At 73.1% G+C, this 15503-nt stretch carries 14 protein-coding genes and 2 tRNA genes; 5 read left to right on the top strand and 11 right to left on the bottom strand.

The window, feature by feature from the left end:
* The 3 genes from ABT127_RS16015 to ABT127_RS16005 are packed head-to-tail and all read right to left on the bottom strand — an operon-like array spanning position 1 to position 2134.
* The gene (locus tag ABT127_RS16015) at positions 1-915 is read right to left on the bottom strand and encodes an amidohydrolase family protein (RefSeq protein WP_502971709.1); all 915 of its coding nucleotides are present in this window, start codon (positions 913-915) and stop codon (positions 1-3) included.
* Positions 872-1225, bottom strand: a complete 354-nt coding sequence (locus ABT127_RS16010) for an antibiotic biosynthesis monooxygenase family protein (RefSeq protein WP_351449573.1) — start codon at positions 1223-1225, stop codon at positions 872-874. The genes ABT127_RS16015 and ABT127_RS16010 overlap by 44 nt, the downstream gene beginning before the upstream one ends.
* A gap of 60 nt (positions 1226-1285) precedes the next feature.
* On the bottom strand, positions 1286-2134 hold the full coding sequence (locus ABT127_RS16005) for a DUF2797 domain-containing protein (RefSeq protein ID WP_351449572.1): 849 nt from the start codon (positions 2132-2134) through the stop codon (positions 1286-1288).
* Between the two features lie 159 nt (positions 2135-2293).
* Between ABT127_RS16005 and ABT127_RS16000 the strand changes: the two genes are divergently transcribed.
* The 3 genes from ABT127_RS16000 (at position 2294) to ABT127_RS15990 (ending at position 4144) form a co-directional block, all read left to right on the top strand.
* Positions 2294-2680, top strand: coding sequence for a hypothetical protein (locus ABT127_RS16000; protein ID WP_351449570.1), 387 nt, complete (start codon positions 2294-2296; stop codon positions 2678-2680).
* A gap of 99 nt (positions 2681-2779) precedes the next feature.
* Positions 2780-3220, top strand: coding sequence for a VOC family protein (locus tag ABT127_RS15995; RefSeq protein ID WP_351449568.1), 441 nt, complete (start codon positions 2780-2782; stop codon positions 3218-3220).
* 42 nt (positions 3221-3262) lie between these two features.
* Complete coding sequence (locus tag ABT127_RS15990) at positions 3263-4144, top strand: alpha/beta fold hydrolase (protein WP_351449565.1); 882 nt, start codon at positions 3263-3265, stop codon at positions 4142-4144.
* Between the two features lie 72 nt (positions 4145-4216).
* Here the strand turns inward: ABT127_RS15990 and ABT127_RS15985 are convergent.
* Both ABT127_RS15985 and ABT127_RS15980 read right to left on the bottom strand, forming a co-directional pair.
* Positions 4217-4289: transfer RNA gene (locus tag ABT127_RS15985), tRNA-Arg, on the bottom strand.
* 195 nt (positions 4290-4484) lie between these two features.
* A tRNA-Ser gene (locus ABT127_RS15980) sits at positions 4485-4575 on the bottom strand.
* A gap of 168 nt (positions 4576-4743) precedes the next feature.
* Here ABT127_RS15980 and ABT127_RS15975 point away from each other — a divergent pair.
* Together ABT127_RS15975 and ABT127_RS15970 are read left to right on the top strand one after the other, a co-directional pair.
* A complete protein-coding gene (locus ABT127_RS15975; RefSeq protein WP_351449562.1) occupies positions 4744-5229 on the top strand; it encodes an SSI family serine proteinase inhibitor in 486 nt (161 codons plus the stop codon).
* A gap of 203 nt (positions 5230-5432) precedes the next feature.
* Complete coding sequence (locus ABT127_RS15970; RefSeq protein ID WP_351449560.1) at positions 5433-9332, top strand: PAS domain-containing protein; 3900 nt, start codon at positions 5433-5435, stop codon at positions 9330-9332.
* A 50-nt stretch (positions 9333-9382) separates the two neighbouring features.
* Here ABT127_RS15970 and ABT127_RS15965 read toward each other — a convergent pair whose 3' ends face one another.
* From ABT127_RS15965 to ABT127_RS15940, 6 genes are all read right to left on the bottom strand, one after another.
* Positions 9383-11023: a long-chain fatty acid--CoA ligase gene (locus ABT127_RS15965; RefSeq protein WP_351449887.1), complete on the bottom strand. Its 1641-nt coding sequence runs from the start codon at positions 11021-11023 to the stop codon at positions 9383-9385.
* Positions 11024-11132: 109 nt separating this feature from the next.
* Positions 11133-11714, bottom strand: coding sequence for a SigE family RNA polymerase sigma factor (locus ABT127_RS15960; protein ID WP_351449557.1), 582 nt, complete (start codon positions 11712-11714; stop codon positions 11133-11135).
* A 216-nt stretch (positions 11715-11930) separates the two neighbouring features.
* Positions 11931-12791 carry a DUF1906 domain-containing protein gene (locus ABT127_RS15955; protein ID WP_351449554.1) on the bottom strand — a complete coding sequence of 287 codons (861 nt, stop codon included), beginning with the start codon at positions 12789-12791 and terminating at the stop codon, positions 11931-11933.
* Positions 12792-12843: 52 nt separating this feature from the next.
* A complete protein-coding gene (locus tag ABT127_RS15950; RefSeq protein ID WP_351449551.1) occupies positions 12844-14010 on the bottom strand; it encodes a lipid-transfer protein in 1167 nt (388 codons plus the stop codon).
* A complete protein-coding gene (locus tag ABT127_RS15945) occupies positions 14007-14435 on the bottom strand; it encodes a MaoC family dehydratase (RefSeq protein ID WP_351449549.1) in 429 nt (142 codons plus the stop codon). The genes ABT127_RS15950 and ABT127_RS15945 overlap by 4 nt, the downstream gene beginning before the upstream one ends.
* Positions 14432-15502: an acyl-CoA dehydrogenase family protein gene (locus ABT127_RS15940; protein WP_351449547.1), complete on the bottom strand. Its 1071-nt coding sequence runs from the start codon at positions 15500-15502 to the stop codon at positions 14432-14434. Before ABT127_RS15940 ends, ABT127_RS15945 begins: the two co-directional genes overlap by 4 nt.
* Position 15503: the final 1 nt, after the last annotated feature.

Genomic DNA, 15503 nt, shown 5'->3' with positions numbered 1-15503 from the left:
CTACCGCAGGAACAGTTCCGCGCCGTTGCCGTGGCAGACGGCCCGCACCCACTCCGACCCCAGCCCGAGCCGCTCGATCGCCTCCAGCTGATGCACGTACGGATACGGGATGTTGGGGAAGTCGCTGCCGAGCAGCACCCGGTCCCCGAGCTCGACGAGCCGCCCCAACTCCCGCTCGGGGAACGGCGCCTGCCGCTCGACGAAGTCCGTGAACGCCATCGTCGTGTCGAGCCGCACCTCCGGGTACCGCTCGGCCAGATCCAGGAACTCCGTGTACTCGGGCATCCCCATGTGCGCCACGACGAGCGGCAGACGGGGGTGGCGGGCGAGCACCCGGGCCATCGGCTCCGGCCCGGTGTGCTTGCCGGGCGCGGGCCCCGACCCGCAGTGCGTCACGACGGGCACCCCGGCCTCGGCCAGCAGGCCCCACACCGGGTCGAGCAGCGGGTCGGCCGGGTCGTACGCCCCGACCTGGACGTGCGCCTTGAAGATCCGCGTCCCCTCCTCGACCGCCCGCCGCACGTACGCCTCCACTCCCGGCTCGGGATAGAAGGTCGCGGTCCGCAGACAGCCCTCGGTGCGCCGCGCGAAACCGGCCGCCCACTCGTTCAGCCACTCGGCCATCCCCGCCTTGTGCGGATACAGCATCGACGTGAAGGCGACGACCCCGAACTCCCGCATCCGCGCGACGCGCCGGTCCTCCTCCTCCCGGTACGTGATCGGCCACTCGCCCCCGACCAGCGGCCCGGCCGCGTCGAAGTACGCCCACACCTTGCGCAGCACGCGCTCGGGCATGAAGTGCGTGTGCACGTCGACGAGCCCGGGCAGTCCGTGCCGCGCGCGGAACCCGGCGACCAGCTCCGCCTCGGGGCTACTCACGGACGAACCCGTGGCTGCGCTCGACCCTGGCCACATGCACCGTGTAGCTCTCGTACCACTCGGCCCGCCCCTGCCGCTGGGCGTCCCGGTGCGCGGCCACGGACCGCCACTCCTCGACGGCCGCACCGTCCCGGAAGTACCCGACGGTGATCCCGAGCCCGCCCGGCGTCCGCGCGGACTCGTGCCCGAGATACCCCGGCACCTCCCGCACCAGCGCGTCCAGCCGGTCGGAGGTCTCGCCGTACCCCTGGTCCTCCGCGGTCCGCACGGAGCTGAACACCACCACGTGGTACGGCGGTTCGAAGGCCGGCAACGGCGCCCCGGGCGCCTGGGCGTGATCACTCATCCCCCCACAGTCGACCCGCTCCCGCCTCCCTGTCCACACCTGCTCCGGATCCGCGCCCCCTCAGAACAGCCCGCCCTGCACGGCGGGCACCTCCCGCACCTCGACCGCGGCCCCCGCCCCGGCCGCCCCGTCACCCGCGCCCGCCAAGGGCCACCCGGCCAGCACCCGCGTGTCCACCACCAGCCGCCGCCCGCCGGCCTCCACGAGATGCAGATCGGGCCCGGCGGCGGCCACCACGCGCCCCGCCACCACGGCCCCTTCGCCCAGACCGCTCACCACGGCGTCGACCCCGTCCACCGCGCCGAGCCCGAAGGCCTCCCCGTGCCCGACGACCGCGCACGGCAGCCGCGCCAGCGACTCGGGCCATCCGTCGAGCCCCACCGCGACCCCGTGCGCCCGCTCCAGCTCGGCCCGCGCCCGCCCCGAGTCCAGGCCGGCCGCCGCCGCGGCCCGGACGATCCGCTTCGTCTCGTACGGAATCCGGTCCGGCACCCCGAGAGCCACCCGCAGCAGCTCCTCGGCCCGCCGCGCCGCCATGAGCGGTCCCTGCCCCAGCCACGTGAACGCGACGGCCCCCTGTTCGAGCAGCCGGGCGCCGCCCCTGCGCACCCCCGTGATCCCGACCTTCACCCATCCGTCCCCGAACCACGCCAGATACACGTGGTACGGCCGCGGGTCGTCCGCGATCGTGTCGGCGGCCACGGACTGCGCCCGGTCGATCCCCGCGCACTGCGCGCACTGCGCCCGCGTCCCCCGCACCGGCACGTCGGCCCACCCCGGGCACCCGCTGCGCCGCCCGCCGCGCCACACGCCCAGACACCGCCGCGGCCCCGCGACCCGGAACGCCACGGGCTCCCCGAACCGCACGGCGCTCTCCCGCTCACCACCCCCGTCCCCCGTCCACCCCATGCCCGGCCCGCCCCCGCCCCATCGCATCCCGGTGCACCACCACGTCATACGGCCAGGATGGCGCACCGCACTGACAACGCCCGGGGCCGCCCGTTCTGAGTACGCACCTGAGTACGTGCGCCCTGCCCGCCCGGCCCCGTCGGCGCGAGACTCGTCGACATGAACACCCACACGAACAGAGAACGCGTGCTCACCACCCTCGTCCCGGCCGTGACGGCCCTCGCCGCGTGGGCCGCCTGGCTCGGCTGGGACCAGCACCGCGACGTCCACCCCGACGGCTCGACGACCGGCCCGTACGCCGCCTGGCAGGTGATCGGCCTGGTCCTGACCCTGCTGGCCCCGGTCTACTGGTCGGCCTCCCGCCACCACATCGCGGCCGCGACCCTCGGCACCACGGCCGGCCTGACGGTGGCCGCCGCCTACGACTGGTCGGACGACTCCAGCGGCCTGTTCATGGTCGGCGTCGTCCTGATCGCCCTCGGCTCCCTGGCCGCGACGGCAGCGGTCTCGGCCACCATCAGCACCGTCCGGCGCGGCACGGCCTGACCCGCTCCGAAGCCACTACGGTCGACAGTCCGGGGAATGTCGAGAACGTGCCACCGGCTCCGTCCCAGCCGTGACCGGACCCGGATGAAGGAGACCAGCATGGCCATTCAGCGGATGGACAACGTCGGCATCGTCGTCGAGGACATGGACGCCGCCATCGCCTACTTCGTGGAACTCGGCATGGAACTGGAGGGCAGGGCGGAGGTGAAGGGCCCCGTCGCCGACCGGTGCACCGGACTCGACGGCGTCCACTGCGACATCGCGATGCTCCGCACCCCCGACGGGCACAGCCGCCTCGAACTCTCGAAGTACCGCACCCCCCGGGCGACCGCCCCCGAGCCGCGCGACCGCCCCCACAACATCCTCGGCACCCACCGCGTCATGTTCGCCGTCGACGACCTGGAGGCCACCGTCGGCCGCCTGCGCCCGCACGGCGCCGAAGTCCTCGGCGACATCGCCCGCTTCGAGGACAGCTACCTGCTCGCCTACGTCCGCGGCCCCGAGGGCATCATCGTCGGCCTGGCCGAGCAACTGCGCTGAATCCTGAGTGCGCACCACGGCCGACCGTGCCACGCTCCTCCCATGTCGATCATCGCCGTGTCCCCCGAAGTGTCCCTCGCGTACGAGACCTTCGGTGATCCCGCCGACCCTCCGGTCCTGCTCGTGATGGGCTTCGGGGCACAGATGATCGCCTGGCACGAGGACTTCTGCCGGATGCTGGCGGACCGCGGCCGTTACGTGATCCGGTACGACAACCGCGACTGCGGCCTGTCCACCAGGTTCACCGACCACCCCGTCGACATGGGCGCGTTCATCGCCGCCGTGAGCGCGGGCGACATCCCCGCCGCCCTCGCGATGGTCCCCTACCGGCTCACCGACATGGCCGACGACGGCCTGGGCCTGCTCACCGCCCTCGGCATCGAACGCGCCCACGTGGTCGGCGCCTCGATGGGCGGAATGATCGCCCAGACGATGGCCCTGTCCGCCCCGGAGCGGGTGCTGACCCTGACGTCGATGATGTCCTCGACCGGCGAGAGCGAGTACGGCCGCCCCAGCCCGGAGGCCCAGGCCGTGCTGTTCGCCCCGAAGCCCACCGACCGCGAGGCCTACATCGCGGCGGCGGAGAGGGAACTGGTGTGGGCCTCCCGGCGGTACGGCGACGCCACGGCCCTGCGCGAACTGGCCGCCGCCGGCTACGACCGCGCCTACTACCCGGCGGGCATCGGCCGTCAGCTCGGCGCGATGATCCTCAGCGGCTCCCGCGCGGACGCACTGCGCGAGCTCCGCGTCCCGACACTGGTGATCCACGGCCTGGACGACACCCTGATCGACCCCAGCGGCGGCCGCCGCACCGCGTCCCTGATCCCCGACGCCGACCTCCTCCTGCTCCCCGACATGGGCCACGACCGCCCCCGCGAACTCTGGCCCGCCCTCATCGACGCCGTGGTGACCCACACCGGCTGACTCACGCCGAGAGGCGGCGATGCCGCCAACGCAAGAGGCCCCCGGATCATCTCCGGGGGCCTCTTGGCTGTGTGCACTCGGCAGGATTCGAACCTGCAACCTTCTGATCCGTAGTCAGATGCTCTATCCGTTAAGCTACGAGTGCTTGTTTTTTCTTTTGTTGTTGTCTTCGTTCCCGGCCTTTCGGCCCGTCCCGGCGACAAGAAGAACATTACATGACTGCCGCCGTCATGTGAAATCCGTTAGCCACACCCGTTGTGACCTGCGAAAACGCGCCTCGGGTGCATCCCGCAAGCAGCGAAGCCCCGGTCCTGGTGGACCGGGGCTTCGGATCTTGCTGCGGAGGCGGAGGGATTTGAACCCTCGATGGGCTTTAAGGCCCAAACCGCATTAGCAGTGCGGCGCCATAGACCGGACTAGGCGACGCCTCCAGCACATCCCGCCTGCGCGAACGCGAGCGGCTGCGTGCAGATGATGACACAGCTGAGCGCCGTGTCACCAATCGGCTCCTACGGTACTAGGAGGCCGGGGCGCAGAGCAAAGGTGTTGAGGCCCGTGTGGGGGCGCAACGTCGGGGCCGCGGCCGCGTTAGGCAGGGCATGTTGCTGCGCCGTCTCTCCCGTTGCGTCCTGGTCACCTCCGCCGCCACCGTCGCCGCCCTCACGGCCCTGCCCGCGGCCGCGCACGCCGACACCGGGCCGGGACACATCGCACCGCCGCCCTTCAGCGCCCTCGACGGGGTCGGCCACGCCTTCGGCCACGACGAGCTGACCATCACCGTCGCCGACTCGGGCAACGGCCACGACGGCACGTCCGACCTGCGGTGCGGTCCGGCCGGCGGCACCCACCGCGACCCGGGCGCGGCCTGCGCGACGCTCGACCGGATCGCGGCGGACGGCACCGATCCGTTCGCGCCGGTACCGGCCGGGGCGCAGTGCACGATGCTGTACGGCGGGCCCGCGACGGCGCACATCACCGGCACCTGGCACGGGCGGCCCGTCGACGCCTCGTACAAGCTGAGCAACGGCTGCGAGACCGCGCGGTGGCGGCAGCTGGTCCCCGTGCTGCCTGCTACCGCTCCGTGACCCTGGGTCCATCGGGCACATCGCCTTCGTGCGATCCCCACATCCTCTTCGTCGCCTCTACGTGGGCTCCCTCTCATCCGGGGTCGCGCAGAGAAGCCGTGCCCGTAGACTCCCTCCCGTGACACGTTGTGCTTCGCGCGGCAAGATGGCTGGCGCGGTCGGCACGTCGCGGTAAAGCGGTACATCAGGGAGGAAGCGTCGTCGTGAGCAGCAGGCCATCCCGAGGCGCTGCTCGCCTCGCAGCCATACTCGATGCGCTCCCGGACGCATTGGTGCTGGTCAACACCAACGGGACCGTCGTCAATGCCAATTCGATCGCCCTGGAGGCCTTCGAGGCCCCGGGGACGGCGCTGGTCGGGCGCGGACTGCTCGATCTGCTGCCGGAGTTCGACTCCCGGCTGATCCCCGGCTCGATGCGGCGGCCCGACACGGTCACCGACGAGCGCGGGCGGACCAAGCCGACGCGGATGATCGCCCGGCGCACCGACGGCAGTGAGTTCCCGGTCGAGGTCACCTCGGCGAACCTCGCCGACAGCGCCCGGGACGCCGTGGACCCGTACGACTCCTCGTACGGCGCTGGCGGCGGCTCCTTCAGCGGCACCGAGTTGCTGATGCTCGTCGTGCGCGACCTGTCGGGCACGGTCGACACCGAGGCCGAGCTGGCCCGTTCGCAGCGGCAGACCGAGATGATCCTGCGGGCCGCGGCCGAGGGCGTCGTCGGCACCGACACCGACGGGCGGATCGTGCTCGTCAATCCCGCCGCCGCGCAGATCCTGGGCTTCCGGGCGAGCGACCTCGGCGGGCAGGAACTGCACCAGCTCGTCCTGCACTCGCGGCCCGACGGCGACGCGTTCCCCTACGAGGAGTCGCCGCTCGCCGACACCCTGCGCTCCGGGCGCAAGCACCGGGTGCGCGGGCAGGTGCTGTGGGCCAAGAACGGCGAGCGGGTGCCCGTCGACATGACGACGGCCCCGGTGCGCGACGGCGACCAACTGGTCGGCGCCGTCATGACCTTCACCGACCGCCGCCCCTACGACAAGCTGGTCGAGGAGCACGCGGAGGAGATCGCCCGGCGCGACGAGATCGCCGAGCAGGAGCGCGCGGAGCGCGACGCCGACCTCGCGCGGGTCCGCGACGAGCTGGCCGCCGAACTGGCCGAGCTGCGCGAGCAGCACGCCGAGGAGGTGTCCGCCGAGCGGGAGCGCGGTGCCGCCTTCGCCGAGCGGGAGAAGGACCGTTACGAGGCCCTGGCCGCCCGGCACACGCAGCTGCTGGCGGTGCTCGGGCAGTCGCTGCGCGGGCCGCTGGAGAACCTGCGGCAGGAGCTGTCGCAGCTCGCCGCCGACGACGCGGGCCAGCTGTGGCCGGAGGCGAACCAGGTCCTGCACCACCTGGCCGCCGGCTACTCACGGATGACGACGCTCGTCGACAACGTCCTCGCCTATCAGTCGCTCGACGAGGGCGGTGGCGCGCTCTCCCGTACGAAGGTGATGCTCGACGCCGTCGTGGCGGCGGGTGTCGACGGAGCCGTCGAGCTGATCGGGCCCGGCCGGGTGCAGTTCGCCGTGCACGCGCCGCCGATAGAGGCCGAGGTGGACGCCGGACGGCTCGCCACCGCCCTCGCGCACCTGGTGGCCGACGTCGCCGGGATCGACGCGACGGGGAACGCGCGGGCGGCCACCGGTCCCGGATACGTCGACAACACCGTGGTGGTGGCCGCGGCGCAGCGCGGCGAGAGCGTGCGCATCGAGGTGCGCGGCCCCTATGCCGGCGGCGATCCGGTGCACGAGCCGATCGTCCGAGGCATCGTGCGGGCGCACGGCGGTGTGCTGCAGACGCACGAGATGCCGGGCATGGGCGGCAGCGCGTACGTGCTCGAGGTGCCGATCGGCAGCGGTGCCGGGGTGGTTCCGGCCGCGCCCGCCCCCGTACCCGAGCCCGAACCCGAGCCGGTGGCCGAGGAGGACAGGCCGAGCGTGCCCGAGCAGGCCGGTTCGGCCGCGGGCGGCGGGCGGCGCCGTGCGCGCCGGGCCGCCGGGCCCTCGGTCGACTCCTTCCTGGAGAGCGGACTGCCGGGCGAGGGCGCGGCCGCTGCCGCGTCCGGCGGGACCGGGCGGCGGCGCGGACGGCGTGCCGCCGAGGAGGGTTCGCCCGCCCCGGCGGAGCTGTCCGCTCCTCCCGCTCCCGTGGACGGTGACGGGACGCAGGCCGGGGCAGAGCCCCCGGCGCAGGCCTCCGGTGGTACCGGGCGGCGCCGGGCGCGGTCCGCGGACGGCGCGGCGACCGAGGGTTCCGTGATGACCGCGGCCGAGCACGCGGCGGGCTCGCCCGCGCTGGGCGACACGGTGCCGCCGCAGGGCGTGCCCGCGCCGACCGGCCGCAGGGCCCGGCGCGCGGAGGGCCAGGAGCAGCCCGCGCTGCCGTCGGCCCCCACCGGCCAGGGCCAGGGCAGCGAGCTGGAGCTCGCGGGTTCCCCGGCGCAGCCCTCGGGGCGGCGCGCGCGGCGTGCTCTCGGTGCCGCGCAGCCCCAGGGCGCCACGGCGCCGGAAGAGGCGGCCCCGCGCGAGAGGTTCGCGCTGCCGCCCGCGCAGGCCGACCGGGCACCCGAGCCGGCCCAGCAGGCGACACAGCATCCTCAGCATCCTCAGCATCCTCAGCATCCTCAGCAGCAGGACGAGACCGAGGCACCGCAGAACGCGGGCGCCCAGCCCCTGCCGCTCCCGCTGCCCGACGAGCAGCAGCACGCCGCCGCGCAGCACCCGGCGCAGGACGACCACACGCCGCCGCAGCCGCACCCGACGCAGAGCACGCCCGCACAGGGCACGCCGAAGCCCGCGGAGTCCGTGGCCCAGCCGCTGCCCGCCGCCCAGCCGCTCCCCGCGGAGGCCCCGCAGGACCCGGCCGCACCGACCGGAGACACCAACTCGACACAGGGCCGCGCCTTCAGCGTGCGCACCCTGGGCCAGGGCGTGCCGTTCGGGCGGCAGATCGCCCAGCAGCAACAGCGCGGTCAGCAGCCCGCCCCCGTACGGCCCGGGGCGACGCCCCCGCAGGGAGTGCCGCAGCAGGAGGGTCAGACGCTCGGCGGCGGTTCCGCGTCGGGACGGCGGCGCAAGCTGTCCAACCGGCAGGACCAGCCGGAGACCGCCGAGACCCCGGCACAGGGGACTACGGCGCGCCCGCACCCCCAGCCGCAGTCCGCGCAGCAGCCGCCGCAGCCCCCGTTGTTGTCGTCGATGAACCCGTCCGAGGGCGCCGGCCGCTCCTACGCCATAGGAGCACCGGATCAGGACGCCGACGAGGGCCCCGAGCCGCTGGACGGTCCCGGCGGCGCGGTCGAGGTCGCCAACCGGCCGCAGCCGCAGCCGATGGACGACGAACTGCCGCCGGAGCCGCTGGACAACCCGCGCCGCCTCCTGGTGTGGCCGGCGCCGGACGTCACGACGCAGCAGGCGCTGAGCGAGCGCGGCTACCGCCCGGTGACCGTGCACTCCCGCGAGGAGGTCGACGCGCAGATCGCGGCGTTCCCGGCCGCACTCTTCGTCGACCCGCTGACCGGGCCGATCACCCGTACCGCGCTGCAGTCGCTGCGCCAGGCCGCCGTCGCGGCCGAGGTCCCGGTCCTGGTGACCGCGGGGCTCGGGCAGGCGACGCGCGAAGCCGCGTACGGAGCCGATCCGGCGATCCTGCTGAAGGCGCTCGCGCCGCGCGACAGCGAGCAGCACCCGCCGCGGGTCCTGCTGATCGAGGAGCACGAGGAGATCGCGCTCGCCCTGACCGCGACCCTGGAGCGGCGCGGTATGCAGGTGGCGCGGGCCGCGAGCGACGCGGACGCGGTGACGCTCGCCGCGCAGATGCGGCCGAACCTGGTGGTCATGGATCTGCTCCAGGTACGCCGTCGGCGCGCGGGCATCATCGACTGGCTGCGGGCGAACGGGCAGCTGAACCGCACCCCGCTCGTCGTCTACACGGCCGCCGTCGACCACGACGACCTGCCGCGGCTCGCGGCGGGGGAGACGGTGCTGTTCCTGGCCGAGCGGTCGACGAGCACCGAGGTGCAGGGCCGGATCGTGGACCTGCTGGCGAAGATAGGGACCAACTGACGCGACAGGGCGGCCCGTTCGGGCCGCCCTGTTTCACGTGAAACAGACCGTCACAGCCGGGTGACGTCCAGTTCCCCCTCCGCGTACTGCTTGCGCAGCACCTTCTTGTCGAACTTGCCGACGCTGGTCTTGGGGACCGCGGAGATGATCGTCCAGCGCTCGGGCAGCTGCCACTTGGCGACCTTCTCGGCGAGGAACGTCCGCAGCGTCTCGAAGTCCGCGCTCGCGCCCTCCTTCAGCACGACGGTCGCGAGCGGCCGCTCGCCCCACTTCTCGTCCGGCACGGCCACGACGGCGGCCTCGGCGACGTCCGGGTGGGACATCAGCGCGTTCTCCAGGTCGACGCTGGAGATCCATTCGCCGCCGGACTTGATGACGTCCTTGGCGCGGTCGGTGAGGGTGAGGAAGCCGTCGGGGCTGATCGTGCCGACGTCGCCGGTCTTGAGCCAGCCGTCCTCGCTGAACTTGTCGTCGGGCCGCAGCGGTTCACTGTCCTGGCCGCCGTAGTAGGCGCCCGCGATCCAGTTGCCGCGCACCTCCAGCTCGCCCGCGGACTCACCGTCCCAGGGCAGGATCTCGCCGCCGGGGCCGCTGAGGCGCGCCTCGACGCCCGCCGGGAAGCGGCCCTGGGTGAGGCGGTAGGCGAACTCCTCGTCGCTGCCCGGCTCGACGCCCGCCGGGGGACGGGCGATGGTCCCCAGCGGCGAGGTCTCGGTCATGCCCCAGGCGTGACAGACCCGCATGCCGAGGTCGTCGAACGCCTTCATGAGGGAGGGCGGACAGGCCGAGCCGCCGATGGTGACCTGGGTGAGCGAGGAGACGTCGCGCGGCTTGGCCGTCAGCTCGGCGAGCAGGCCCTGCCAGATGGTGGGGACGGCGGCGGCGTGCGTGGGCCGCTCGGACTCGATCATCTCGGCGAGCGGCGCGGGCTGCAGGAACCGGTCCGGCATCAGCATGTTCACGCCGGTCATGAAGGTGGCGTGCGGCAGCCCCCAGGCGTTGACGTGGAACTGGGGCACGACGACCAGCGAGGTGTCGGCGTCGGTGAGCCCCATCGACTGCGTCATGTTGACCTGCATGGAGTGCAGGTAGATGGAGCGGTGCGAGTAGACGACGCCCTTGGGGTCGCCGGTGGTGCCGGAGGTGTAGCACATGGCCGCGGCCCGGCGTTCGTCCAGCTCCGGCCAGTCGTACGTGGTCGGCTTCCCGGCGATGAGGTCCTCGTAGTCGTGGACCTGGGGCCGGGCGCCGTCGAGCACGGAGCGGTCGCCGGGGCCGGAGACGACGAGGTGCTCGACCCCCGGCAGCTTCGGCAGCAGCGGGGCGAGCAGCGGCAGCAGCGAACCGTTGACGATGATCACCCGGTCGGCGGCGTGGTTCACGATCCAGACCAGCTGCTCCGCGGGGAGGCGGAGGTTGAGCGTGTGCAGCACGGCGCCCATCGCGGGGGCCGCGAAGTATGTCTCGACATGCTCCGAGTTGTTCCACATGAGGGTGGCGACCCGGTCGTCGTCCTGGATGCCCAGATCGTCGTGGAGGGCGTGGGCCAACTGGGCCGCGCGGGCTCCCACCTCGGCGAACGTGCGGCGGTGCGGCTCACCCTCGCCCGTCCATGTGGTGATCCGCGAGGTGCCGTGAACACGCACTCCGTGATTCAGGATGCGGGTCACAGTCAGCGGTACGTCCTGCATCGTGCTCAGCACGGCGTCCTCCCGGTGGGCGCTACGGAGCAGTAGGGTTCCGCCGATTCTCACCGCATACCACTCGGTATGTCACTAGTCCCGGGAATGATCGATCACCTCAGACGTGCGCGGGACGCAGCTCCGGGTCCTCGCGCAGCTTCCCGAGCGCCCGCGACACCGCGCTCTTCACCGTGCCGATGGAGACCCCGAGCACGGCGGCCGTCTGGGCCTCGCTCAGATCCTCGTAGTACCGCAGCACGACCATCGCCCGCTGCCGTGCGGGCAGCTTCATGATGGCGCGCCACATGGCGTCGCGCAGCGCCTGCTGCTCGGCCGGGTCCCCGGCGGGCACCACCGGCGGCTCGGGCAGCTCGTCGCAGACGAACTCGTCGACCTTGCGCTTGCGCCACTGCGACGTCCGCGTGTTCAGCAGGGCGCGGCGCACATAGCCGTCGAGCGCCCGGTGGTCCTCGATCCGGTCCCACGCGACGTACGTCTTCGTGAGCGCGGTCTGCAACAGGTCCTCGGCGTCGCACGGGTTCGCGGTCAGCGAGCGGGCGGTGCGCAGGAGAGCGGTCTGGCGTGCGCGGACGTACGACGCGAACGACGGGTACGCCGTGTGCGCCGGGTGGGTCCCGGTGTGGGTACGCGTCGCCGGCTCCGATGCGCTGGGGCAGACAGACGCCAGGGTTGGGGTCATGACTCCACGCTAAGAGCGACCCCTACCGTCGCGGATCGGCCGGAGGTCCCGAAGCGGCGTCCGCCTCAGGTTGTACGAGGGGTGGTAGCCCCACCTCCTGAAGGTGGAGGAGGGGATGAGGGCCCCTGAGGGTTCGGCCCCGAGAACCCTGTCCCCCTAAGAGCCCGCCGGACGTTCCGCTCCGGGAAGCCTGCCACAGACGCGCGGTGCGGGGATTCAGTCGACGCGTGCCACCGGCGCGTTCACCAGGTTCCGGTCGATCACCAGCGTGCGGCCGCCGTGCCGCTCCTTCACATTGCCCGCGTACTGGTGGATCCGGCGCTCGGGGCGCCAGGCGTTCCGGCTGAGCGAGGGTTCGCCGTACAGGCTGGGCCTGGTGTGCCAGCGCGCGAACCACACCACCGAGGGCAGGTCCGGCACGCCCGCCCGCCGGGCCGACTGCAGGTGCCGCACGCCCGAATCGGCGCTGCTGTAGAAGCCGGGAACGTAACCGCGCCCGCGCACCTCCTTGCTCCACGCGCGCACGAACGCCAGCGTCCGGTCCGCGCAGGCCCGCTTGCGGTAGTTGTACGCCTCCATGTCGAGATAGAGCGGGCTGCTCCGCCCGATGCCCACCTCCCCGGCCCGGCGCACCGCGTCCCTGGCCTCCCGGACGCCCTCGGTCCACGGCCGGTCGCCGATGCCGAGACCCTTCTTGTGGCCCGCGCTGACACAGGGCGACTGCGAGCCCACGTACACGGGCAGCACGCTCCACCCCATCGAGTCGACCGCGCGCATCCAGTCGCGGTTCAGATGCGGCTGGTCCTGGCAGAACCGGCCGCGGCCGCCGAAGTAGACGCCCACCGCCCGGTAGTCGGACGACCGCCAGCGCCGCATCGTGTCCTGCGACGGGGCCCGGCAGATGTCGAAGGCCCGGCCGTGGAAGGTGCGCACCGGGGCCGACCACGGCGCGGACGACGCCGCGTCGGTCTCGGCCACGTCCTTGCCCGAGGCGGCGGCCTCCGGCAGGGCGGCGGTGCCGCCGAGCAGGAGTGCCAGGAACACCCCGAATCCCATGATCATTTTTTGTCGGTACATGGGGCGAGTGAAGGGCCCGCCGGTGCGCGCGGGCCGGAAACACGCGCCCCGTTCAGCCGTCCGCCCCCAGAATCAGACCCGAAGTGGGGACCCCGGTGCCCGCGGTCACCAGTGCCGTCGCCGCGCCGGATCTCTGGTTCACCGCCGTGCCCCGCAGCTGGCGCACGGCCTCCGCTATCCCGTTCATCCCGTGCAGATACGCCTCGCCGAGCTGCCCGCCGTGCGTGTTGATCGGCAGTAGCTCCTCGGCGACGAAACCGGCCGCCTCCCCGGGCCCGCAGAACCCGAACTCCTCCAGCTGCATCAGCACGAACGGCGTGAAGTGGTCGTAGAGGATTCCCACGTCGATGTCGTCCGGGCCCAGCCCCGCCGTGCGCCACAACTGCCGTGCCACGACGCTCATTTCGGGCAGCCCGGTCAGATCGTCCCGGTAGAAGCTGGTCATCTGCTCCTGGGCCCGGCCCGCGCCCTGCGCCGCCGCCCGGATCACGACCGGCGGGTTCGGCAGATCGCGGGCCCGCTCGACACTGGTGACGACGATCGCCTGGCCTCCGTCGGTCTCCTGGCAGCAGTCGAGCAGCCGCAGCGGCTCGACGATCCAGCGGGAGGCGGCGTGGTCGGCGAGGGTGATCGGTCTGCCGTAGAAGTACGCGGCCGGGTTCGTCGCCGCGTACGCGCGGTCGACGACGGCGACCTGGCCGAACACCTCGGGGCCGAGCCCGTACGTGTGCAGATAGCGCTGCGCCGCCATCGCCACCCAGGACGCCGGGGTGAGCAACCCGAACGGCAGGTTCCAGCCGAGGGCCGCGCCCTCCGCCGACGGCTCGCGGTGCTGCACGCCGGAGCCGAAGCGGCGGCCCGACCGCTCGTTGAACGCCCGGTAGCAGACGACGACGTCGGCCACGCCGCTCGCCACCGCGAGGGCCGCCTGCTGCACGGTGCCGCAGGCCGCGCCGCCGCCGTAGTGCACCCGTGAGAAGAAGGAGAGCTCCCCCATGCCCGCGGCCTGCGCCACGGTGATCTCCGGGCTGGTGTCCATGGTGAAGGTGACCAGGCCGTCGACGTCGGCAGGGGTGAGCCCGGCGTCGTCGAGCGCCGCGTGCACCGCCTCGACGGCCAGCTTCAGCTCGCTGCGGCCCGAATCCTTGGAGAACTCGGTGGCGCCGATACCGGCGATCGCCGCCCGTCCGCCGAGCCGGTCCCTGGTCCGCACACTCATGCCGGACCCCCGTCGTCCGAAGTCGCCTCGGCGGTGGGCACGGTGACCGTGACCGTGCCGGTGACATGGCTTCCGATGCCGTTCTTCCCGACGACCCGGACCCGCGCGGTCGCGCCGTCGGGTCCGGTCTCGACCTCCGTCACCTCGCCGGTCAGCACCATGGTGTCGCCGGGGTGGTTGGGCGCGCCGAGCCGGATCGCGACCTTGCGCAGCACCGCCGTGGCCCCGAAGTGGTCGGTGATGTACCGCCCCACCAGGCCGTTCGTCGTCAGGATGTTCATGAAGATGTCGGGGGAGCCCTTCGCCCGTGCCAGCTCCGCGTCGTGGTGCACGTCCTGGTAGTCACGGGACGCGATGGCCCCGGCGACGATCAGGGTTCTGGTGACGGGTATCTCCAACGGGGGCAGCACTTCGCCTGCCTTCATGCCGACTCGCCTCCCTCATGAGTGCCGGCGGCGATCAACTCGCCCAGCTCCTCCAGTACTTCACTGCCGCATCCGAGATAGCCGTCGAGCTGACGCCCCCACAGGAAGTGCCGGTGCACCGGGTGGTCCAGGTCGGCGCCCAGACCGCCGTGCAGATGCTGGCCCGTGTGCACCACGCGCTTTCCCGCCTCCGACGCCCACCAGGCGGCGGTCAGCGCATGGCCGCGGTACCCGAGCCCGGCGTCCCGCCGCCAGGCGGCCTCGTACGCGGTGACCCGGATCGCCTCGACGTCCATGTGGGCTTCCGCCGCCCGGAGCTGGACGCCCTGCTTGGCCGCGAGGGGGCGCCCGAACTGCTCCCGCTCGTTGGTGTACTCCACGGCTCTGGCCAGCGATCCCGCGCAGACACCGGCCTGCAGCCCGGCGAACGCGGTGCGCGCCGCCGCCAGCACGTCCTCGTACGCGCCGGGGCCGCCGATCCGCTCGGCCGGGGTGCCGTCGAGCACGAGCCGCCCCGCCGACCAGGGCGCGGTCAGCTCGACGGGCTCGCACCGGGCGTCGGCCGCCCGCACCATCCACAGGCTGTGGGCAACTTTTTCGCGGACCGCCACGAGGACGTGGGTGGCGTCCCGCAGCCAGGGCACCCAGGGCACGACCCCGGTCAGCTCCGCCGCCCCTGCGCCACCGTCCGGCGCGGACACCATGATCCCCGTACGCCCCGGAAACGCCCCCGCCGCCACGGCGGAGCCGTCCCGCAGTCCCGGGAGCAGCCGCTCCCGCTGCCCGGCCGTGCCGTGCGCCGCGACCGCGAGCAGCCCGTACACACAGCTCGCCGCGAACGGCACCTGCGCCGTCGTCCTGCCCTGCTCCTCCAGCATCAGCACCAGGCCGAGCAGCCCGGTCTCCTCCACCGCGGCGGCCAGGCCGGCGTCCCCCAGCGCCTTCCACAGCCCGGCGTCCGTGCCGCCGTCGAGACCCGTGAGCCGCTCCGGTGTGGACAGGTCGCCGAAGATCCGCGCGGCCAGCTCGCGCGCCGCCTCCTGCTCGGACGTGGGAGTGAAGTCCATG

The sequence above is a fragment of the Streptomyces sp. NPDC001904 genome (assembly GCF_040297005.1).
Taxonomy (GTDB): domain Bacteria; phylum Actinomycetota; class Actinomycetes; order Streptomycetales; family Streptomycetaceae; genus Streptomyces.
This window is presented reverse-complemented; position numbering and strand designations above follow the sequence as displayed.

Excerpts from the sequence above, each read along its gene's own strand:
- ABT127_RS16015 (WP_502971709.1), bottom strand. The coding sequence starts at position 915 with ATGTGGCCAGGGTCGAGCGCAGCCACGGGTTCGTCCGTGAGTAGCCCC.
- ABT127_RS16010 (WP_351449573.1), bottom strand. The coding sequence starts at position 1,225 with ATGAGTGATCACGCCCAGGCGCCCGGGGCGCCGTTGCCGGCCTTCGAA.
- ABT127_RS16005 (WP_351449572.1), bottom strand. The coding sequence starts at position 2,134 with ATGGGGTGGACGGGGGACGGGGGTGGTGAGCGGGAGAGCGCCGTGCGG.
- ABT127_RS16000 (WP_351449570.1), top strand. The coding sequence starts at position 2,294 with ATGAACACCCACACGAACAGAGAACGCGTGCTCACCACCCTCGTCCCG.
- ABT127_RS15995 (WP_351449568.1), top strand. The coding sequence starts at position 2,780 with ATGGCCATTCAGCGGATGGACAACGTCGGCATCGTCGTCGAGGACATG.
- ABT127_RS15990 (WP_351449565.1), top strand. The coding sequence starts at position 3,263 with ATGTCGATCATCGCCGTGTCCCCCGAAGTGTCCCTCGCGTACGAGACC.
- ABT127_RS15975 (WP_351449562.1), top strand. The coding sequence starts at position 4,744 with ATGTTGCTGCGCCGTCTCTCCCGTTGCGTCCTGGTCACCTCCGCCGCC.
- ABT127_RS15965 (WP_351449887.1), bottom strand. The coding sequence starts at position 11,023 with ATGCAGGACGTACCGCTGACTGTGACCCGCATCCTGAATCACGGAGTG.
- ABT127_RS15960 (WP_351449557.1), bottom strand. The coding sequence starts at position 11,714 with ATGACCCCAACCCTGGCGTCTGTCTGCCCCAGCGCATCGGAGCCGGCG.
- ABT127_RS15955 (WP_351449554.1), bottom strand. The coding sequence starts at position 12,791 with ATGTACCGACAAAAAATGATCATGGGATTCGGGGTGTTCCTGGCACTC.
- ABT127_RS15950 (WP_351449551.1), bottom strand. The coding sequence starts at position 14,010 with ATGAGTGTGCGGACCAGGGACCGGCTCGGCGGACGGGCGGCGATCGCC.
- ABT127_RS15945 (WP_351449549.1), bottom strand. The coding sequence starts at position 14,435 with ATGAAGGCAGGCGAAGTGCTGCCCCCGTTGGAGATACCCGTCACCAGA.
- ABT127_RS15940 (WP_351449547.1), bottom strand. The coding sequence starts at position 15,502 with ATGGACTTCACTCCCACGTCCGAGCAGGAGGCGGCGCGCGAGCTGGCC.